The sequence below is a fragment of the Vibrio sp. Y42_MX_L11 genome (assembly GCF_024181785.1).
Classification (GTDB): Bacteria; Pseudomonadota; Gammaproteobacteria; order Enterobacterales; family Vibrionaceae; genus Vibrio; species Vibrio diabolicus.
The window spans coordinates 29870-51162 of sequence record NZ_JAMZAP010000007.1; the positions used below are offsets into that span (position 1 = coordinate 29870).

General features: G+C 42.7%; 20 protein-coding genes and 1 pseudogene. 8 read left to right on the plus strand and 13 right to left on the minus strand.

What is annotated here, in order from left to right; genetic code table 11:
- Positions 1 to 88: 88 nt before the first annotated feature.
- Positions 89 to 883: a helix-turn-helix transcriptional regulator gene (locus NL643_RS09140; protein WP_253644297.1), complete on the minus strand. Its 795-nt coding sequence runs from the start codon at positions 881 to 883 to the stop codon at positions 89 to 91.
- Between the two features lie 122 nt (positions 884 to 1005).
- On the opposite strand from NL643_RS09140, the gene NL643_RS09145 reads away from it, so the two are divergent.
- Positions 1006 to 1812, plus strand: coding sequence for a sulfite exporter TauE/SafE family protein (locus NL643_RS09145; RefSeq protein ID WP_253644298.1), 807 nt, complete (start codon positions 1006 to 1008; stop codon positions 1810 to 1812).
- Positions 1813 to 1934: 122 nt separating this feature from the next.
- On the opposite strand, the gene NL643_RS09150 is transcribed toward NL643_RS09145, so the two are convergent.
- The 6 genes and pseudogenes from NL643_RS09150 to NL643_RS09175 form a co-directional block, all read right to left on the minus strand.
- Positions 1935 to 2954, minus strand: a complete 1020-nt coding sequence (locus tag NL643_RS09150; protein ID WP_253644299.1) for a hypothetical protein — start codon at positions 2952 to 2954, stop codon at positions 1935 to 1937.
- Between the two features lie 536 nt (positions 2955 to 3490).
- Positions 3491 to 4660, minus strand: coding sequence for a hypothetical protein (locus tag NL643_RS09155; protein WP_253644300.1), 1170 nt, complete (start codon positions 4658 to 4660; stop codon positions 3491 to 3493).
- 12 nt (positions 4661 to 4672) lie between these two features.
- Positions 4673 to 4993: a hypothetical protein gene (locus NL643_RS09160; RefSeq protein ID WP_140166953.1), complete on the minus strand. Its 321-nt coding sequence runs from the start codon at positions 4991 to 4993 to the stop codon at positions 4673 to 4675.
- A gap of 28 nt (positions 4994 to 5021) precedes the next feature.
- Positions 5022 to 6020, minus strand: a complete 999-nt coding sequence (locus tag NL643_RS09165; protein ID WP_140144013.1) for an alpha/beta hydrolase — start codon at positions 6018 to 6020, stop codon at positions 5022 to 5024.
- 195 nt (positions 6021 to 6215) lie between these two features.
- The gene (locus NL643_RS09170; RefSeq protein WP_253644301.1) at positions 6216 to 7610 is read right to left on the minus strand and encodes a heme peroxidase family protein; all 1395 of its coding nucleotides are present in this window, start codon (positions 7608 to 7610) and stop codon (positions 6216 to 6218) included.
- Between the two features lie 264 nt (positions 7611 to 7874).
- Positions 7875 to 8568 (minus strand): annotated as a pseudogene (locus tag NL643_RS09175) (IS1 family transposase).
- Between the two features lie 403 nt (positions 8569 to 8971).
- Here NL643_RS09175 and NL643_RS09180 point away from each other — a divergent pair.
- Positions 8972 to 10576, plus strand: a complete 1605-nt coding sequence (locus NL643_RS09180) for a S8 family peptidase (RefSeq protein WP_253644302.1) — start codon at positions 8972 to 8974, stop codon at positions 10574 to 10576.
- A gap of 770 nt (positions 10577 to 11346) precedes the next feature.
- Positions 11347 to 11595, plus strand: coding sequence for a hypothetical protein (locus NL643_RS09185; protein WP_046873682.1), 249 nt, complete (start codon positions 11347 to 11349; stop codon positions 11593 to 11595).
- Between the two features lie 139 nt (positions 11596 to 11734).
- On the opposite strand, the gene NL643_RS09190 is transcribed toward NL643_RS09185, so the two are convergent.
- Together NL643_RS09190 and NL643_RS09195 are read right to left on the minus strand one after the other, a co-directional pair.
- Complete coding sequence (locus tag NL643_RS09190; protein WP_046873683.1) at positions 11735 to 11980, minus strand: hypothetical protein; 246 nt, start codon at positions 11978 to 11980, stop codon at positions 11735 to 11737.
- Between the two features lie 40 nt (positions 11981 to 12020).
- The gene (locus NL643_RS09195) at positions 12021 to 12236 is read right to left on the minus strand and encodes a DUF3820 family protein (RefSeq protein WP_253644365.1); all 216 of its coding nucleotides are present in this window, start codon (positions 12234 to 12236) and stop codon (positions 12021 to 12023) included.
- Between the two features lie 143 nt (positions 12237 to 12379).
- Between NL643_RS09195 and NL643_RS09200 the strand changes: the two genes are divergently transcribed.
- Positions 12380 to 12688: a cysteine-rich CWC family protein gene (locus NL643_RS09200; RefSeq protein WP_253644303.1), complete on the plus strand. Its 309-nt coding sequence runs from the start codon at positions 12380 to 12382 to the stop codon at positions 12686 to 12688.
- Positions 12689 to 12726: 38 nt separating this feature from the next.
- Here NL643_RS09200 and NL643_RS09205 read toward each other — a convergent pair whose 3' ends face one another.
- Positions 12727 to 13071 (minus strand): HopJ type III effector protein, encoded by a 345-nt coding sequence (locus tag NL643_RS09205; protein WP_253644304.1) that lies wholly within the window; start codon positions 13069 to 13071, stop codon positions 12727 to 12729.
- 199 nt (positions 13072 to 13270) lie between these two features.
- Here NL643_RS09205 and NL643_RS09210 point away from each other — a divergent pair, with 199 nt between their 5' ends.
- A complete protein-coding gene (locus NL643_RS09210; RefSeq protein WP_253644305.1) occupies positions 13271 to 15040 on the plus strand; it encodes a choice-of-anchor I family protein in 1770 nt (589 codons plus the stop codon).
- Between the two features lie 71 nt (positions 15041 to 15111).
- On the opposite strand, the gene NL643_RS09215 is transcribed toward NL643_RS09210, so the two are convergent.
- Together NL643_RS09215 and phhA are read right to left on the minus strand one after the other, a co-directional pair.
- Positions 15112 to 15450, minus strand: coding sequence for a 4a-hydroxytetrahydrobiopterin dehydratase (locus tag NL643_RS09215; protein ID WP_167427626.1), 339 nt, complete (start codon positions 15448 to 15450; stop codon positions 15112 to 15114).
- Positions 15440 to 16234, minus strand: a complete 795-nt coding sequence (phhA, locus tag NL643_RS09220; RefSeq protein WP_226422050.1) for a phenylalanine 4-monooxygenase — start codon at positions 16232 to 16234, stop codon at positions 15440 to 15442. The genes NL643_RS09215 and phhA overlap by 11 nt, the downstream gene beginning before the upstream one ends.
- A 222-nt stretch (positions 16235 to 16456) precedes the next feature.
- On the opposite strand from phhA, the gene NL643_RS09225 reads away from it, so the two are divergent.
- Positions 16457 to 18430 (plus strand): acetoacetate--CoA ligase, encoded by a 1974-nt coding sequence (locus NL643_RS09225; RefSeq protein WP_253644306.1) that lies wholly within the window; start codon positions 16457 to 16459, stop codon positions 18428 to 18430.
- A gap of 155 nt (positions 18431 to 18585) precedes the next feature.
- Here NL643_RS09225 and NL643_RS09230 read toward each other — a convergent pair whose 3' ends face one another.
- Positions 18586 to 19161, minus strand: coding sequence for a class I SAM-dependent methyltransferase (locus NL643_RS09230; RefSeq protein WP_006742039.1), 576 nt, complete (start codon positions 19159 to 19161; stop codon positions 18586 to 18588).
- Between the two features lie 171 nt (positions 19162 to 19332).
- On the opposite strand from NL643_RS09230, the gene NL643_RS09235 reads away from it, so the two are divergent.
- Positions 19333 to 20211: a LysR family transcriptional regulator gene (locus NL643_RS09235; protein WP_006742040.1), complete on the plus strand. Its 879-nt coding sequence runs from the start codon at positions 19333 to 19335 to the stop codon at positions 20209 to 20211.
- A gap of 176 nt (positions 20212 to 20387) precedes the next feature.
- Positions 20388 to 21284, plus strand: coding sequence for a cation diffusion facilitator family transporter (locus NL643_RS09240; RefSeq protein WP_005391129.1), 897 nt, complete (start codon positions 20388 to 20390; stop codon positions 21282 to 21284).
- Positions 21285 to 21293 lie beyond the last annotated feature (9 nt).

A 21293-nucleotide genomic window follows, 5' to 3' on the forward strand; every position in this document is an offset into this window, starting at 1 on the left:
CTAGAAGCACTTGCTTATGTTGGGTGAGTAAATGTATGTAAAGCCTCAGTACATAAAAACGAACCTAATTTAGGTAAGCTCTTGGCAACTATATGCCACGACTCGAAAAGTAACGCGTGGGTGAATCACCATAGACCCGACGAAACATAGCGATAAAGTTACCGGGCGTCGAATAACCCAAAGCATGTGCAACCGCTCCTACGGACTCTCCGCGAGCCATCATTTCTAACGAATGTATTAGCAGTGCTTGTTGCCGCCATTCACTAAAACTCATGTTTAACTCACTTCGAATCAATCGTCTTAACGTCCGAGATGAGACTGCCCCGATATTTGCCCAATGCTCCACAGAATGTTTGCTGTTTGGGTCTATTAAAATTGCTTGAGTAACTTTTTGCAGTCTCGGATCTCTGGGCTGTGGGATGTGGAGTGACTCATGAGGGCTATTGACGATTTCATCGGATATTACGGCAAGAATACGTAAAGACTGTATGGATAGCTCGTCTGTTTTGCTCCATATCGATGCCCTAACCGATAGGGCTTTCAAGACATCGCTCATTTGGATCACACAAGGTCTCATTGGAAACCGCTCACAACTCTCTGGAGTAAACAGTAATGAACGACCTTTCAGAGAACCACAAAAATAAACACTGTGCATCGCACCCGGGGGGATCCAACCAGCTCGGTGAGGTGGTAGTATCCACGCTCCTTCATCGGTTTTTACCTGTATTAGCCCTTCATCTATACACAGTAGCTGGCCTCGATGATGACTGTGCCAATTATGTGGCCGTTGCTCCAAATGGTTGAAGTCGCTCCTTTCATGCTGCCACTCCTTAGCGATCAGTGCGGCTCCATTTTTCCATTCGCTGTAGTCAGAGTTTGTCACTTTATTTACTCAATTCCATTTTGGCCATTATTCATTATTTTCTGTCCTCTTAACGTTACCATAGCAAGTTAGCGTTCGAGTAACATTTTAGCAACGACCATTTTATCGAAGGCAGAACCATCATGAACGAACCTATCTTTATTATCTATTACATTACAGCAGGCTTGGGCATTGGCTTTCTCGCTGGACTCGTTGGTGTGGGTGGTGGTGGAATGGCCGTCCCTATTTTTGCGTTTCTGTTTTCACTACAGGGAATAGCTGATACGGAAGTAGTGCATCTTGCGTTGGGGACGTCAATGGCTTCAATGATTATTACAACATTGGGCAGCATGCGCGCTCACTACAAAAAAGAGAATGTAGACTCGACAATGGTAGTAAAAATGTTGAGCGGAGTTCTAGTCGGAACATTTTGCGCCACATTCGTAGCATCGTATCTACAAGGAGTCTATCTGGCGGGCTTTTTCAGCGTATTCATGTTGTATGTTGCTTATAAGATGTTTCTCAACACTGAAAATGAGTACAACCCTAACCCACATGGGGCTATCGGTAATATCACTGTAGGCTCGGTCATTGGCTCTGTATCAGCACTTGTCTCTATAAGCGGTGCGGGGTTGATCATCCCTTATCTTGTCCAGCAAAATTTTGAGGTAAAACGTGCTATTGGTACCTCTGCTGCGATAGGTTTCCCTATCGCGCTGTCAGGAAGCCTCGGTTACATGTTAAACGGATGGGGAAACACAGATTGGAACAACTTAGTATTAGGATACATATACCTTCCTGCAATGATCAGCTTCTCCATTAGTAGCTACTTAACTACTAGCCTCGGCGTGCGTTGCGCAGAGTATTTCCCAAATAAAGTCCTTAAGAAAATCGTTGGTATTTTGTGTGTTCTTCTGAGTTTTAAAATGCTGGTACAAGTACTTAATTAAGGCAAGTAATACAGTCATCAGTATGTCTTGCAATATGTTGTGGGGACAAACCTGAAAAACTTACTTCTTGCTTTGCTGGTCCAAGCACACAATGTGTAAGAAAGCTCCTCATAGTTGCACTCTTATGACTTTGTTAACCTAGCCAGAATTACATCCAAAATGTGCTGATGATTGTCCTTTCTGGAAACCTCGTCACGCTCCTGGCAAAGTGCTTCCTCCCCTTCTGATGCGAGAATTTTAATGCCACGCTCAGTACATTCTGAGAACGCACTAAACTGACTCGCACTGGGGATCTCTTGAAACGTCACATTGGGAAGAGCAACAAGTGATTCGGCTGGTGTCAGTGCGGGATGTAGCCGATCAGAGAGCGCCACCACGGTGATAGCATTGTTCATCAAGGCCAAAGTTTCAGGGACAAAAGTTTTCGTTAGCTCAGGGGTGATAACGACGACCGATTTCAGTTTGTTTTCAGACTGAAATCGGGGGAATTTTTGATCCGGGATGTTGGTAATATCAACGTCATTTTCACGTAACCAATGACAGTCTACATTGGTGGCGTTGTGACACGATGTTCGATATTTTTCCGGGCTTATTTGCGCTCCGGAGAGCATCAGCATAGATGTGCCACCCAGAAAAAAGCCGACACCCTGCACTTCATCAGTATCTACACCTCCGGACAGTATCCCGACCGAACTTAATTCGTTCAGCCCAAGCACCAAATCACTAGTCCTGAAAGTGATTTCATCAACAGCCATTTCTGCATTGATTTCGTTCGGTGCAGGAGGCTTTGGTACAACAACGATATAACCTTGTTTCGCTAGGCCTGAAGCTATCCAACCACTATGGGAAAATGCTGACCGTGTTCCGCCCTGCGACAAAATCACAACGGGAAATTTTCCACTTGCTAAAGGGGCATCTAACGGCGTTTCGACTGACTTAAAAATGTTACCCCTACCAAACGTGAAGTTGGTTTTTCCGTTCGTTGTGGGATACCAGTAGTAGACTTCTACAGGCTTGTCTCTGTCTTCACTGAATACCGTTTTGACTGTTAGCGCAGAATGGTATTTCGGCCCATTCGTACTGGCGCTGACACTGACACACAATGAAGCGAGTAGAAACGACATTATTATTTTGGTTTTCATTTTTACCCCAGCCGGTCAACACATTATTCTGCACGGCATCTGGAAAAAATAACGCGCAGGAGATTCTCCATATATTTTGCGAAACATAGCAATAAAGTTACTTGGAGTCGAGTAACCCAAAGCGAGTGTTTGCTTTGAACTACGCCAACAAGCTTTTGGACATTTCTGAGCCAGAGATTTTGCTAAATTAGCTATTCACGGATAACTTTTGGTATTACAAAGACTGAGCGACACCACTCTATACGGTGCCGTTCATGACAGGAAATGGACAGAAGCTGTCACCCTCTTTCAGCTGTATCAGCCAGACATTGTGCAAAAGATTCTAGTAAGTATGCAGCATGCTTTCTAATTCTCAGGCGCTTTTGCCCTAGTTAACTTAAAGTAATTGCTCATTGGGATCGTGCGACTAATATTTCTGTACTTTTTAATATGGCTAGTTGTGGTAAAGCGGTGGAAACTGTAAAAAGTGAAAGCGAAGCTACAGCGTTGTCAGACAGCAGACATTAGTTAAGTGCTTAATATATAATTAAAGCGGACTACTCATTCAGTTTTATACATTTAGAAAAAATTCTTCCTACTGGCTCCAATTCTCGACTAGCATGTTCTGCCATCTCAGAAAAGTCAGACTGCCCGTTGTTTCTTATAATTTCGGTCAAATAATACTCTGCAGCTTTAGCGCGATGTAGAATTTTATGTTTGGTTATGTTTTCATTTTTTCTATCTGCCAAAGCTCTAGATAAATGTAGTATCCATAGAATCATATATACTAATACTGTTGTGGGCAATAACTCCGTCTTTCTTTGTCTAAACCAACAGTTATTCGCCCCAAGGAGATCACAAACTAGCTCCTCTTTAAGGTCTATAGAATTAGCGTCAATAGAGGTAATGATTTCTTCTGCTGAATTACCTATCGCATTTAATTCTTCATTACCACCTAAAGAGTGACAATGATGACCGAATTCATGCGCATAAAGAAAATGAATTGCAACTGATTCACAGAAATTACTGAGATTGCCATCAACTTCATGCCAGTCCCTCTGAGGTTGAAGAAGTTTATTTATCCATAAACTAGATTGCGGAGTGATCGCATTATTATATTCTTTAGTTAGATACTCCCTAAAACTACTTCTTACACTTTTAAGCTGACTTAATTCAGTTGAACTATACGTATAATTAGAATCAAGTTCTATATCATAGCCCCACTTATCCAAAATTTTTTTCTTGCGATGTTCCTCTTCCATTTCCGGGCAATATTGCTGTCCTATAAGATAGTAAAAGCTCGACCACAATATTCTTAAAAAAGTGTTGTCTATTATAAGAAGCGAAACACCGTCTTTGGTAAATGGCCGTCCACGCCAATCTTTTATATCTTTTCTTGATTTAAAATTTAGTGCAGACGCGCGCAAATTCTTACTTTCAATAAGACACCCTTGAAATGTATCAAAGTCTTTAAAAATATGAGGGAAGCAACAACGCCACTCATCAAATTCATCCATATATGCACCATAAAGTGCTGTCGCCATAAATGGTGTATGTACCTTTGCATCTGGTTGAGATAGTCGAATTTTTTTCTCAATCCAACTCAAGCCATGCTCAGCATAAGTTGATGGTTTAAAACTATGTCTATCTATTTTTTCTATAAACCTGTTCGGTAAATCTTCTATGGTAGATCTGATTATTTCATCAATATTCTTTTTGTTAGACATATTTTAATCCTATTATTTCAAATCATCTTCCATTTCTTTTTTTAGCTTTTCCTCAAATACTTTTATCATATTTTTAGTAGGGTTTTCTATTATCCACTCTCCAACAACAATTCTCTTAACTCTATTTCGAGAAATGTAGCCTAAGGTAAAAGTGAGAATATGAGGTAAAACGTCTTTTGATAAATTTAATATTTCTATAATTACTGAAGGATTACCATCTGAACCCATAGACTCATTAATATCATAATTTTCATGAAATATTTCTAAGGATTTCTCAATATCCTCTTTCCATTCATTACCTTGTTTTTGAACTTCAATTGAAATTGATTTCATTTTTATCTCCTAGAATCACTTATACCTGTTAAATTAGTTCATAGTGATTGCCTTTCGGAAGTTCATGCTGACCCTTATCGACTCTTTTCCTTCCTTCAATCTGATCACGGTCAATACTAGAGATAACTTTAACTAAATCCTCAAGTATTTTGGAGTGGTATCTGTGAGAGCTATGCACAGATACTTGATCTCCGACCCGATCGGTCTTGCCCTTTATTTCCGTTTCATTCGCGTACTTATTTGCATCAATTACAACCACATTAGCAGGTAAGTTGTCATAATCATCTGCCCCGTGTCGACCTAATCGGTTAGCGCCGAACCTTTTTGCGCTGGAAGCTTTTAATGCCCTGTCATGCTTTGAGTAATAGATATGCACACGCCTCGAAAATTCAGCGATATAGGCTCCTTTCCCATCTATCTCTATATCAGTTGATGCAATATCCGGAGCGAGAAGGACCGTTTCATCAAATAGCATTCTTCCAATAGGTCTACCTAGGTCGTCTGACAAATACTCCATACCTTTCCTAAGTAAATAATTACCCATAGAGTGAGCTATACAAAATGTGGTTGAAAAACAGTCCCGCTCATTTTTAATAATAAAATCATTGATGTCTTTTAGAAATCGGGTAAACGCGCCGACAGAGTCACGAACTTCTTCTCTATCGGACAGATAGTTTAATGTCTTCCCTGTTGACGGCCATGAAAAACCGACAATAATCGGTGAGTACTTAACAATTGGAGATAACTCTTTCTCAAGATCTACAATTTCATCTATGCTGTCTTGATAGTCATTGTTATAACCGTGTATATAAATTCCAATTTTTGGTGTGGTATTTTCTTCTTTTTTAATTCTTTTTAGTTCAGAGAGTAAAGCAGCCTCAAAGCCTCTTTTTCCGGTCTTTTCAAATTTATCTTTTTCTCTGACACCTAAATTGTAGGCGTACTGATAGTCATATTTAAAGTTCGCTCTTTCTTCATCACTATACTCACCGTTTTTTACTTTTCTGTTTGTGACCATGAATAGCATTGCTTATCTCCTATAAACATATGTGCTAGAACGCTGACCGCATGAGCAAGTGATTTATCACAAAATCATATAAAATATGCGCATCAAATTTAAATGCCAATAACGCTATTAAGCGTTATACCATCACTCAGCCACTGTCAGATCTGACGCGACGACTGAACTACCTTATTATGCTGATTTTTCAACCCATAATATTCAGCGAGCTTTCTCTGCAAATTTAACTAACGCGGCCATATCCCACTCTTGATCTTTTTCTACAAAAGATGGATACCAAGAACGATCTCTACCGAGGTAAGAGGTGTTGTCATTTTCCAAAAGCCCAATGAGAACTTCGGCTACAATACGACCACCAACAGGGCCTAGCTGCTGACCACCAGAAAGCGCACCTTCTGCCAGGATATACAGCCAAAGTGGGGTACTCTTGGTTATACCTTCAGGGAACCCCAAACCACTTAAGTCCGGTGAGTCTAGGTTTATTCCGCAAGCCTCAGAAACGGCAATGTGAACATTCTGGCCCGACGGTAAACCAAAGGACTGTGAGCGCAATAGGTTTCTAGTAGCAAGTGAGAGCATAGCTGGCGGAGTATCGCAAGGCATGAATGGAAGTTTAAGCAGGTCACCTTGCATACGAATATTAACAGCACCTGCAGTTTGAGCTTTGGGACCGAAGAAATTTTCCATATCTGCGGCTCCGGCTTGGTTAACACTAAATCCATCTCCTAATTCTGGTCCAAAAAGCTCAACATTTAGATGTTTAGCATTGTATTTTAGTTTCTTAGTGACCATAGTATGTCCGAAACGATAAGCAGCTACGGCAAATTCAACAGGGATGTAGGGCTTACCCTCATCTTGATAGAGTTTTTTCCCATTGTATAAGATATCTTCGACAAGTTCTTTTCCTACAATTCTTTTCAGAAAATCATTAACTATGACCCACTGATAATGCCAGCGAGTTAACCGCTGAGCTTCTTCAAATATTTCATGCTCATGTAACTTCAATTTCTCCAAATTATCCAAAATATAATTAACAACGGCATTGTGGAAGAAGTGCATTGTAAGCTGAATCTGAGATACTATTCGGTTTTCATCGTTGCGTGGATCACCGATTAAGGCAGCTCTTTTAGTATTTCCATCAGGATAACTCGGAGCTCGAACGAGGTCATCTTTAAGGGTAAGTAAGTGCCTTCCACTAATGGCTTTTTCACGATCAGTACCATCTTTAGGCGCTTGAAAATATAAATATGGGCTAGCTTCAGGCCCTGAGCCATATATACAGTCAAGATCCAACGCTGGAGTCCTGAAATTCTGTATAGCCTCAGGATCATTAATTTTATTAAAACTAGAAATTACATCAAGAGTTATATCATGATCTATAAACTGACCTAGGAAAACATAACCTAGTGGTGTAGTTGTCGAGCCAATACTCCCATGTGTATCTTCATCCATTACCCCGCCGACTTTTCCTACCTCCTCTAGCTCGTTAGGGTCAGAAATTAAGCGGGGTAAACTTGAAAACAAGTGACCAAATCTACCTTCTTTTGCGGCGGTAGAGTTCAAGCCTCTTGGTTGATTAATTCCATGATGGTTCATATTGCGCCTCCTTCACTCTGTATGCACTCTATAACGGCATTTTATTGAATTAGAGCGGACTTAAAATCATCAAATCGGACCAATCGAGAAACTATATGTCTCCAAGAAGTATGGCTTATTAGAAATGGTCCCGTTTATGTAAAAAGCAACACACTTAATTTATGCTAACTATGAAACTAGAATATATTTAGCAAAAATACGAATTATTAAATCAGATATGGCAAGAAAAAATTGGGTCGTGACTCCAACCTATTGATTAGTAATTTAACTCCTGAAGGTACCGAACACCTTATTGTGCATTTCTTCCGACTTGGATAAAGCAATCGTTTTTCGAACGCGTCGTTTAAGGCGAGTTCTGGCGTCAGATTTACTCGCTCTATCCTTTGCGTGTATCGCTTCCCTTTAATGTATTTTTCTCTCGGTAAGTTGGCAGAGTACACTCGATTAAAACAACTCTGGAGTGAAAACGGGTTCAGATCTTGCCTTTTGACAATCATTACTTTTTGTATGTCAGTCAACTGAAAATCTATGTTCGCACTTGGGTTCAAAGCACATAACGGGGCAAAGGTGTGTTGCAGTTCTTAAATGGGAAAGTGTTTTTCCTCATATTCTTCAACCAATGCAGCTAGCCTTTCAAGTTTACAAATTAGTCTTATATTTGCTCTATCGAAAGGTATTGAGGTTACTTACCTTGGCGAGATTTTTTTAAAGTGCTCAATACCATATTGTATGCGACATTCAACACTTGTGCTGTTCCCCTAACTCCAGAGCTATTCATTGACATATCGACAATTTTTTCTTTTACATCTGGCTTGCGGGCTTCGTAAACTTAATCGAGTTGAAAGCCCTTTCGACACTCGATACACCTGAAACGAGGAAAGCCAGAATGCCATTTTCCATGTTCACGGACGGGCTCTGTTTTATTACAGAAACGACATTGAACTTAGATAGTAGCCATGAGTTAAAAAACATCAGAAACCAGGTGGCTATATTAACATCTATCAACCAATTTGAGTCATGACCAATGAAAAGATAGTTAGGTTTTTATTGCGTAAATTATCGGTAAGAATAGTGTATATAACAGGCAATAAGCTAGGTGTGTAGAATTATTCTATTTTAGGGATTTTGCTCTAAATCTAAATGAATCTTTGCATTTCAATTTCAATAAAGCTTAGTTATTGATCATGTTTCTGAGTATGCGAATTATTATCAATTATGCATATGGTTACTCATTGTCTAGTTTGATTTGTGTAACGTCACTGCAGCACGTATTGAGCGTACTACGCTGATTGTCTGTGTTTTCGTGTTGACAGTTTGGTACTAGGTAAAATCAACAAGACTATGATTTCAAGGAACATTTTATGTTAAAGAAACTACTAAGTTGTTGTATCACCTCCGCGCTCTGTTTTCATTCTTCTCTCGCTTTTTCGCAACCCAATGAGATTGCGGACAGTGCAGAGTTACAACAAGCTCCCGACACATTGCCTGCCACATTAATGCTTGCACCGAACGACATCGCCATTGCAGATCGCTATATTGTGGTATTTCAACAACCGCAAATGATGGTGAGCAATTCAACGGAATTCGAGCAATTCACGCAACAGTCTGTAGACCGCATGTCCAGTTTGTATTCGATAAAAGTGGAGTCGGTTTTTGACCACTCGATAAGTGGATTTGTCGCTAACTTGAGCCCTGAGCAGCTACAAGATCTACGTTCTGATCCTCGTGTGGACTACATTGAGCAAGACAGAATCCTATCGCTTGACCCAATAGTCTCGGTAGATGCAAATCAAACCAATGCCATTTGGGGACTAGATCGAATCGACCAACGTAACTTGCCACTCGATAACAACTACAGTGCCAACTTTGATGGGACTGGGGTAACGGCTTATGTTATCGATACTGGTGTGAATAATGCACATGTTGAGTTCGGTGGTCGCTCAGTTTCAGGGTATGACTTTGTCGACAACGATGCAGATGCAAGTGACTGTAATGGACACGGGACACACGTTGCGGGCACCATTGGCGGCAGCTTGTATGGTGTTGCGAAAAACGTCAACCTTGTCGGCGTGAGAGTATTGAGCTGTACCGGATCGGGTTCTACGTCTGGTGTTATTGCCGGTGTGGACTGGGTAGCTGCGAACGCTTCCGGACCTTCAGTCGCCAACATGAGTTTAGGTGGCGGTCAATCTGTTGCTCTAGATAGCGCAGTGCAAAGTGCGGTTCAATCAGGTGTCAGCTTTATGCTAGCAGCAGGTAACTCCAACGCCGATGCTTGTAACTACTCTCCAGCGCGCGTTGCTACAGGAGTGACTGTCGGTTCGACCACAAGCACGGATGCACGTTCGAGTTTTTCAAACTGGGGCAGTTGTGTGGACGTGTTTGCGCCAGGCTCACAAATCAAATCTGCGTGGTATGACGGTGGTTACAAAACCATTAGTGGTACTTCGATGGCGACGCCACATGTGGCGGGTGTAGCAGCATTATATCTTCAAGAAAACAGTTCACTGTCTCCAAGTCAAGTAGAGGCCTTGATCGTTAGCCGCGCAACAAGCGGAAAGGTGACGGACACAAGAGGCAGCGTGAACAAGCTGCTTTATAGCTTAACGGATGCTGATTGTGGCCAAGACTGTGGTGGCCCAGATCCAACACCGGACCCAGAAGGGAAGTTAACCTCGGGCGTGCCAGTGAGCGGTTTAAGTGGCTCAAGCGGTCAAGTAGCGTATTACTATGTTGATGTAGAAGCTGGGCAGCGCTTAACCGTACAAATGTATGGTGGCAGCGGTGATGCGGATTTGTATCTCCGTTTTGGTGCAAAACCAGCACTGAACGCATGGGACTGCCGACCTTTCAAATACGGTAACAATGAAACATGTACGGTCAGCGCGACACAAAGTGGACGTTATCACGTCATGATTCAAGGTTACTCAAACTATAGCGGTGTCAGCATTCAAGCTAACTACTAGTTGTTACTCTCGTTACTAAAAGAGAACAAAGCCCGCTTTTCGGTGGGCTTTGCTTTCGGGAATACTGAGTTTAATAGGTGGCGTTCGATGCTATTCAAACGCACCGGCCTTTTTCTTCAAGAACTCAACTCGAAGCGGCATCGAAGCTTTCTATTAGTAGTACCCGCATAAGTCGAGTTCTCCAAGTCGTGCACATCAAATAGGATGCGAACTTAATCTCCTCGAGCTAACTCTTTCTCCATCATAAATCTTGGCACGATGGCAAACCCAAGATGATACAAAACAAATTCTTTACTGTGACCGCGGTTCTCACTTGCACTTTTGGGCTGTGAGACAAACGCGTGACCTGACCTTGGCTGTTGGTCATCGTGAACGATATGGTGGCTAATCCGAGAAGATTGTATCCACTCAAAACTCAGACCCTATACTGCACATGTTGATGGGCAGACAACGGTAACATTGGATGAAATGGGCCTTGAACCACGCAAGATCATTATAAATGGGAACTATTAGGCAAAGAGACGATCAAACGAGGTAAATTGGAATGGGGCAAAAACGTTACAAACCATACAGACACGCCACTGATATAAGTGTTCTAGTCCTTTTCTATTAAATTATTAATAACTAAGTATATTGTAAAGAGAGTTGTGGTCAGTTAGCACGAGCAGTAGGCTTGTGCTAGCCAGGGCGCCTGACATTGGGAGAGCACTAAACATAAACCTTGGATTCTGCTACCGTAAAGCCCATATTTAATTTGAGAGAGATGGATAATGAACGACAGTTGGGCTAACTTCTTTCCGTACTTTGCTGGCGCTTTTAAGCTTATTGTACTAGGTATTGGAGCCTACTTAGCTATTAAATGGCATTTTGATGAAGAGCGAAGAGTAAGGGAGGCCGAAGGCGTGGTATTCGATAAACCAAGCTTCAAGAAAAAGTTCGCAATGATGCTAACCTTCCCATTCCTTCTAGGTCTTCTAGTCCTTCTCGTTATTTATGCAACTAACTGGTTTCTCTACTGACGGAATTTATTGATACGATCAATGTTTAAGCTCTCAACGGGTTTGGAGCAAAAAAGAGTCAGCCTAACGGTCTGGCTCTTTTGATGAAAACACATGGTATCGTGGAATAACTAGGGAAGCTGTGGCAGGTTACACTCACTTACTCCTTAGGCAGGTGACCAGTTTCCTTCGCAAGCTTTTGCATCGCCTCGGCAAACGTTGTTGTCCCGCCTTTAGCTTTAACCTGTATTACCTTATACCCCATTTTTTCCAACGCTTGGCGCTCTGCCAAAACAGCTTTGTCATCTTGCTGGCTACCTTGAGCTGGCTGATGAATGTAACATCCCTCTAATTTACCATCTTCGACCAATTGGTGGTGTTTCAGTGCATCGATATCAAAATTCATAATAAGTCTTTTCATTAAAAGTGGGAGTTTCTGTGGCTAGTTACATACGCTTCAAAGGCTTCACGACACTATCTAAGCCTTCAATTTTGAGCGCTAAACACAGCTTGAGCAAACCCCCTAGTTCGCCGCTTGGCCAGCCCTTTTTATCGAACCACAGTAAGTATTCTTCAGGTAGGTCGATTAACACTCGCCCTGCATATTTTCCAAATGGCATTTGCACTCTAGCGAGTTTAATGAGGTTTTCTTTTTCTAACATAAGTGACAAAGATTTTAGGTAACTCGTCCAAGAATATCACTGCCGCCCTCTCCTCACCAGCAAATCGCACTCACGTTTATTTTGGCGGCTTTGACTCGCTTTGTGCTAGAGTACGCGGCATAAAAAATGAGAACGAGAAAGCAATGAAGTCACCTTGTCGAGCAGCATGTAAAAATAACGCCGGAATATGCTCTGGTTGTCACCGAACGATGGATGAAATCATCCAATGGAAAGACAAAACCGATCTCCAACGAGATGCGATTATCGAACAAATCGCAGGAAAAGATTCAACGCACAATTGTCCTGAATGCGGGACTCAAGCCCATTGTGATATCACCGCAGGCAAAGAAACCTGTTGGTGCTTTACTATTGAAACCCGTGATTTACCCAAGCCAAGCGCCAACCAGCTGTGTTTATGCCGAAAATGTCTAGAAAAAAAGCCAGTCGCGTAATACGACTGGCTTACTGATCATCGTTTTCTGACTGGTGTTTATTTAGCGGTTAAAGCGGACGCTTCAAACTTAATGCCTTCCCACCCTGTCACCATAAAATTACGAATATTCTGGTGATCGCTGTTCTCTGGATGCTGCAATACATCTTCACGATAAAAACGGCCAAAGCAGGCTAGCGTCGCTTCTTTGTCTAGGTTGTTTAGCAAACCGAAAGCGAAGATCTTACACGAACCGTTGTTCTCGCCTGCATTGTTTTGTGTCTCACCATTAACAAAAGCGGTTGGCTCAAACGTATAGTTATCTTCGATCACCGCCATCGTTGCTTCAAACTCGACCTGCTCTGGTGAATCTGCCAATAAATCTAAAAACGATTTTAATTCCATTATTCCTCTATCCCTACTTCATCATTTTGATGACACATTAGTTTCATAAAAAGCCAATATAAGAGTCATCAATCATACATATATTCAGAGCCTTACCAAATCACACGTCATTCAGCGCTCTATCATTCCAGTTGCGGAAATGGACAGCAGCATAAAACCCATGCTGATTGACAACCTATAGGATTGATAAGGAGATATCATGATCACCCCTTTAAAGGCAATCGGTGCACTCGCATTGTCATCACTTGCCATCGCGTGTTCATCACAACCCGAAGATACCGTGGCTTCATTCGCTACACAATGCAAACCTACCACTGCGCCCGTTGCTGGGGAAACTTCAATTCAAGGGTTAACGTTTATCGGGACATCCGTTGCTGATGCCCCATTCGACACATCGGCAGCTGAAATCGTCAGTTATGACGCTTGTACGGATAAGCTCTATGTGGTCAATGCTGAAGCAAAACGTGTCGATGTACTTTCTATGGATGACAACGGCGTACCAATGCAAACCGCATTCATTGATCTCAACAGCGCTGGCGAAGCAGCGGACATTGAAATTGGCGCTGCAAACAGTGTCGCTGTATTCTATGGTTTGGTCGCGGTTGCGATTGAAAACAGTAATAAACAAGCGAATGGTATTGTTGGTTTATACCGCTCCGACGATTTGTCATTAGTCATGACTTTCCCAACAGGCGCATTGCCAGACATGGTTGGCTTCTCGAAAGATGGCCGATACATCGCAACCGCTAATGAGGGCGAACCAAACAGCGATTACAGCGTCGATCCTGAAGGTAGCGTCACTCTGATCGATCTGAACCTTGGCGTTACTCAAACAGAAGTGACACAAATTGGCTTTAACGAATTTGATGGCTCACGAAAAGCAGAGCTTCCAATGAATGTGCGTATTTCGGGGCCAAACGCCACCATCGCTCAAGATCTAGAGCCTGAATACCTCACTTTTGCAGATAACGGTAAAATCTATGTCGCGCTACAAGAAAATAACGCCATGGCAATCGTCAATCCAGTGAGCAAGTCGGTAGAAAAAATTGTTGGCTTAGGTGAGAAGTCTTGGTCGGACGCTAAACTCGATGCATCCAACAAAGACAAAATTATTGGAAACTTGAAAAGCTACCCACAACTGGTTGGCTTATTTATGCCTGACACCATCGACAGCTACTCAGTGGACGGGAGTACTTACATCGTATCTGCGAATGAAGGCGACGGACGTGAGTACGGATTCAAAACCACTCAAGAACTGTGCGACAAAGCAGGCTTTATGTGGGATGAAGACGATTTCCTTGGTACAGATGAATACACATCTGAGCAAGGAACCTGTTTAAGCCATATTGATGAAGTGCGCGGTAAGAAGCTGAAAGTGGCAGTAGAACACCCATTGGCAGAGGCACTAAAAGACAACAAACAACTCGCGCGTTTAAAAGTGATTAAGCCGGAACAAACGCTTTCTGCACAAGATAAGGTTCAAGCATTTGGCGCGCGTTCATTCTCGATTTGGGATGAAAAAGGCAAGTTGGTCTTTGATAGCGATGACGATTTCGCGACTATCGCGCTGCTGAATGAAGGCAAGAACTTCAACAGTACCAACGATAACAATGACAGTGGCGATGACCGCAGCGACGACAAAGGCATTGAGCCAGAGGCGATTGAAGTAGCACAAATTAACGGTCGCCATTACGTGTTCATCGGCTTAGAGCGCCAAGGCGGTATTATGATTTATGACATTACCGATCCGAAACAAGCGCAGTTCCTACATTACGTAAACCGTCGTGATTACAATCAGCCAGTGTGTACAGAAGTGGAAGATGGCGAATGCACCAACGACACATACAATCCAAAAGCAGGCGATTTAGGCCCAGAATCCATCAATTACTTTACCCGTAATGGTGGTCATTTTATCGCTGTTGGCAATGAAGTATCTGGCACGACATCCGTCTTCCGAATTAACCTATAAAGCAATGTAAAAGTCATTTAGAAACACAACGCCCGGCATAAAGCCGGGCGTTTTTTGTGTGAGGTAATGTCCTACTCTGCCGATGCTAGTGCGTCACACTTTGATGCGCAGATAAAATCGTTTTTATGCAGACCTTTGATAGAGTGACTCCACCAAGTTACGGTGACCTTACCCCACTCCAACAAAATAGAAGGATGGTGGAACTCATCTTCTGCCAGTTCCGCGATTTTGTTACTGAAAGCCCATGCTTGTTTGAAGTTCTTGAATTTATATGCCTTTTCTAGTTGAGGTATATCTTCTCTTTCAATGATCTGCCAATCAGACAATTGCAGCAGCAGAGATTGTTGTTCTTCTTTGCTTAGTGCAATGGCATCGATACTACAAGCTTCGCATTTTTGTTCATTCAACATGAGCAGGTTCCTTTGGTTCAAAAAGTGGAGGAAGCAGTCCAGCTTCAATCGCTAGATCGGCTTGTTTCAATAAATTTAACTGACTGATTTTAAAGAGCTGAGAAAAGTCATCAATCACGTAGTACTTCGGTTGCATGATGTCGATACGATAAGGCGTTCTCAGCACAGTTTGTAATTCAAATGGGTCGCGAATTGCTACATCACTCTCTAATGCGTAGAGGGTTTCGCCAGGAGACGAGAGAATACCACCACCGTAAATTTTGGTTTTGTCCCCTTCTTTCACCAAGCCAAATTCTACGGTAAACCAGTAGAGACGAGCGAGATACGCTCTTTGTTTTGGTGTAGCGGCTTGCCCTAGTTGACCATAATGTTCGGTAAATGCAGCAAAATCTGGGTTGGTTAACATCGCACAATGACCAAATATTTCATGGAAGAAATCCGGCTCTTGCAAGTAATCGAACTCTTCTCTGGTACGCAAGAATGTGGCGACGGGAAAGCGCTTATTACCGAGCAGATTAAAAAAACGGTCGAAGTCAATAAGCGCAGGAACGGGCTCCACTTGCCAACCTGTTGTCTCCCTCAGGACACGATTAATTTCTGGCAATTGAGGAACGCGGTCTTGAGGTAAATCAAGCAGCGTTAAACCGTGTAAATAAGCCTTACAAGCTCTGTTTTGGATCACACCCATTTGTCGTGTTACCAAATCTCGCCAAATGGCGTCTTCTTCACGGCTCCATTCAACCCTGCCTTCCTGGTTTACGGGTTTAGAACGATACTGAGTCACGGTACATCTCCATTAACAAATCCTTTACATTAAGCCTATCTTCAGTCTTGAGAGCTTCCAATCCCTACACGATTTTCTCAGTATCGATTTGATGTAACATATTGTTTACAACACATTGTAACTGCATGATTTTTATGACACGATATAATATCTAGCTTGTTTGACTTTATCGTGTATTCCTCTCAAACTAAAATCTGTTACCACTTTGTTATAGAGGGACCTATGCGCGAGAGCAGCAAAGTATGGCAACCGAGCGAAAGTCGTATCGAAGAAGCCAACATCACACAGTTTATTGAACACATTAATCGACAAGGAAATACCATTGAAAACTTCGCCGATCTGCATCAATGGTCGCTCGATCATGTGGAAAAATTTTGGCAAGAAGTCTGGTTATTCTGCGACGTCATTGGTACTCAAGGAGAGACCGTAAAGAAGCAAGCAGAAAGTCGCTGGCAGCAACCCGTCGAAAATAGAGACATAAAATGGTTCCCAAACGCACAAATTAACTACGCAGAAAACTTGCTAACCTACGCGTGTCACCAACCCGATGATCTCGCGATTTGGTTTGAAAATGAACGTGAAGAAAAGCAAACCTACACATGGAAACAATTGTGTGAAGAAGTTTCGAGTGTCCAGCAATGGTTGAAAGAATGTGGAATCAAGCAAGGTGATGTCGTCGCTGGCTATTTGCCTCACTTACCTCAAACGGTGATAGCCATGTTAGCAACCACCAGTTTAGGGGCAACCTGGACTTCTACCTCACCTGATTTTGGCGTTGAAAGCGTTTTGGAGCGCTTTGGTCAAGTGAAACCTAAAATCCTGTTTACTTGTGATGGCTATACATTCAATGGCAAAACTTTCGATATGTCTGAGAAAAACCAGCATATTGCGGATCATCTTGATGGTCTTAAACAGGTTTGCCAAATTAGCTACCTGAAACCACACATTTTTGAATGCGACGTCTGCACTCAAGATTGGCAAAACGTCCTGAATCAATACACACCTGAAGCGCTGACTTTTACTCGTGTTAATTTTAACGATCCGCTATTTGTGCTCTATTCTTCAGGCACGACAGGCAAACCGAAATGCATCGTTCATTCCGTCGGCGGAACAGTGCTTAACCATTTGAAAGAGCATCAACTGCATTGCGACATCCAACCGAACGACAGAGTGTTTTATTACACGACCTGTGGCTGGATGATGTGGAACTGGCACGTTTCTTCACTCGCGAGCGGCGCATGTTTAGTAATTTTTGATGGTAGCCCTGTTTATCCCACTCATAACGTGCTTTGGGACCTCGCTGAACAAGCCGAAGTGACGCTGTTTGGAACTTCGGCGAAATACCTAGAGGCATTGGAAAAAGTTTCTTTTTCTCCGCCGAAAAGTGATGCATTTCCAAGTCTGAAAACCATTTGCTCAACGGGCTCGGTTCTGTATCCAGAACAGTTTGATTATGTCTATCAGCACATTAAAGAAGATGTCCACCTCGCATCGATCTCAGGCGGGACAGACATTTGTGGCTGCTTTGTGTTAGGCAACCCTATTTCTCCCGTTTATCGAGGAGAGTGCCAATCAGCGGGATTAGGGGTCGATGTCAGAGTCTTTAACCCGCAGGGTAATAGCGTAATCGGAGAGCGCGGTGAGTTGGTTTGTGCCAATTCATTGCCCAACTTCCCCGCTGGCTTTTGGAACGACACCGGGGAGAGATATCATCGTGCTTATTGGGATAAGTTCGACAATATTTGGCACCACGGCGACGATGTTGAACAAACCAGCGTTGGTGGATACGTGTTTTATGGTCGAAGTGATACCACGTTGAATCCCGGTGGCGTAAGAATCGGCACGGCCGAAATCTATCAGCAAGTGAACAGTATAGACGGTATTCTAGATTCCATCGCAGTAGGAAAAGAAGTCGATCGCAACGAACAAATATGGCTGTTTGTCCAATTAATGAAAGGGATAGAGCTCAACGACGAGATGATCGCCTCCATCAAAGCACAGCTAAAGTCTGCATGTTCTCCAAGGCATGTACCTAGTGCAATTTACGCAATAAGCGATATACCTAAGACCCGTTCGGGAAAACTGGTTGAGTTAGCCGTTAAGCAAGTCGTTAACAATCGGAGCGTAGAAAATTTAGGCGCAATAGCCAACCCTGAAGTGTTGGAGGAGATCCGCAGGATAGTCGCCCAAAAATAACCTCAGAACACTTGGTTGTTAGAGAACCACTTTGCTTACACCCCCAGCGACAGGTTGAAGAACAAGTGAGATTAACTTAGGTACATACCCTCAACCGATAAGAAAAAAGCGAGCTAGGTAGCTCGCTTTTATCATGTGGTGTTCTTTATTCAGTATTAACGGCGACCAAGCCCCATTAATACCGACATCGTTTTACCGTCAGATGTAATGTCAAAAACGTGTTGCGATTCAACCTCAGTAAAACCTGCATCTTTCAAAGCACGTTTAGACTTCGCAAGGGTAAAACCGTCTTGTTCAGATTCTGCAATCCAATCAAAATGAACAAAGTAACCGCCGTGGTTAAGTAAAGAATGCGAGATTTTTAATGACGCGTCTAAGTCTTCCACAAACGCTAAAACTGACGATGCAACTACTAGGTCAAACTGTCCACGAAACGCTGGATGCTGAGCGACCAAGCCGCGAGACAATGCATCTACGACAGGTTCTACATTGGCAAGCTCTTTTTTATCGAGTTCTTCAATCATGGCTTCCGATGCGTCTAATGCTACGATGTCTTTAACCATCGGTGACAATCGTTGACTTAACTGCCCTGTTCCGCATCCAAAATCTAGTACTTTAATGCCATCAAGCTGAGTTAGCTGTTGTAACTGCTCAAACACCGACTGCGCAAATTGCTCTGTTGCTGGATTTGATTCCCAGTTTTTTGCTAAGCCGTCCCAATCTTGTGCCATCGTGGCCTCCATGTTCACTTTTTGTAACCCACATAGATTACCGCAAAACCGTTAAAAGACCATAGACTTATCTGGCGGATTCGCGTTTTTTTCGATAATCTTTCACGGCTTTGGGAGCATATCTGCATAATACCCAAATTATTTGAATTCATTTATTGGTTGTGTCAAATCATGAACTTAACTCAAGTAGAAGCCTTCTGCACCATCGCTGAGTGTGGTTCTGTTTCTGAAGCAGCAAGGCAACTCGATTGTAATCGCACCAAACTCAGTATGTCGATTAAGGCTTTAGAGAAAGATCTCAACGTTGAGTTGTTTACCCGAACTGGCAACCAGCTCACTCTCTCTGAAGCTGGGAAAGCCATTTACAAAGATTGCGAACACCTACTTATCATCGCACAGCGGATAAGAAAAACCTGTGCTCAAATCTCAGAAGGTTTTAACGCGGAAGTTTGGGTAGCACGTGACGACTCCTTACCTGATGATCTCTGGCAGGAGCTTTCTCATACACTGAATAACCGCTTCCCTTCCACAACCTTCAACTTAATCTTGGCATCCAGTGGCGACTTAGCCAACTTAGTCAGTACCCACCAAGTGGATTTTGCCTTTGGTGTTGATTATGAGCGCGTCGACGATCCTCGTATCGTGTATAACCCGCTAGGCAAGATACGTATGATGTCAGTATGCAGTGCGGAACATCGCCTAAGTAAGATGCGCCGAGTCTCAGACGAAGATCTACGCAGTCAGATGCAAGCATTGATGGTGTACCTAAATGAGAAAGACAACCCTGAACTGCAGCCTTTCTCGACTCGATACATTGGCTTTTCAAGTTTTGACTACATGCTTAACACCATCTTAGAAGAAGACGCTTGGGGTGTACTGCCAGAACCATTAATCCGCCATTACCTTCGCCAGCAAAAGCTCGCCGTTATCAAGCATACATACGGATTGACACAAGAAGACTACTGTATGTTTTCACCTAACGGTCAAACTGAGCACCCAGCAATGACATGGTTAGCGGATAAATTGAGCGAGTATTTATTTGACTTCTAAACATTTTATCAGTGAGCGCCAATTTTATTGGCACCAAGATCATGCGGCAAGTTATTGTTTTATAAGAACATAAACAAAAACGCAACTTTTTAGATTAGAACCTGCTCACTTAGTGGTTGCCTAAATTACCTTATGCGAGAAGAATAGTAAGGTATTAAAATTTAAAGGCATCTTTTATGTGTGACAGGACAAGCAAAAACGAAAACCGTATTCTAACCATTTCAGCCCTTTTAGCATCTGGGTTCGCTGCTGGTGGTATGGTACTTGGCTTGCTTGTAGGATCAATTGTCATCGTTTTTGACGGTGTTTACTCTTTGGTCAGCTTACTGTTAACTTTATTGTCACTGGCCGCTTCCTACTATATTAACAAGCCCTCAAAATCTGTATTCCCATTTGGAAAAGCGGTCTTAGAGCCAATCGTTATTGCGATAAAAGCGGCTGTTATTTTAGTGGTTGTAAGCTTTTCTCTTTACTCTGCAATTTCAGCATTGATGTCCGGAGGCCGTGAAGTCGATGCTTCTATTGCCACTCTATTCGGCATCGTAAACGTCATCGGTTGTGGTTACGCTTGGTGGTTTATGGCTAAACGCAGCCGTCGCTTCTCATCAGGCTTGATTGAAGCAGAGAAAAAACAGTGGCAGATGGATACGCTATTAAGTGTAGCGGTGACGGTAGGATTTGTTGCTGCTTGGGTTGTATCACTAACGCCATTCGCTGAATATGCGGTTTATGCCGATCCTATGATGATGGTGCTAATGGGCTTCTACTTTCTGAAAGTTCCTTTTGATATGTTGGTTGGTGCACTACGTGAGCTACTAATGATGACACCAAGCAAAGAGCTATGTCAGGTCGTTGGCAATGATGTACTAGAGATAGAAAAAACATCTGACCACCAGCTGAAGTTAGCGGGTATCACTAAAGTGGGCCAAGAGCTTCGTATTAACATCGATTTGCACGTCGATGACGACACCATCGCATTAGATAAGTTGGAACAAACTCGTACTCAGTTAACGAAACGTCTGTCGAAACACAGATTTAAACTGCAACTCCATTTAAACGTCGCAAACTGTTAGAACACGAAA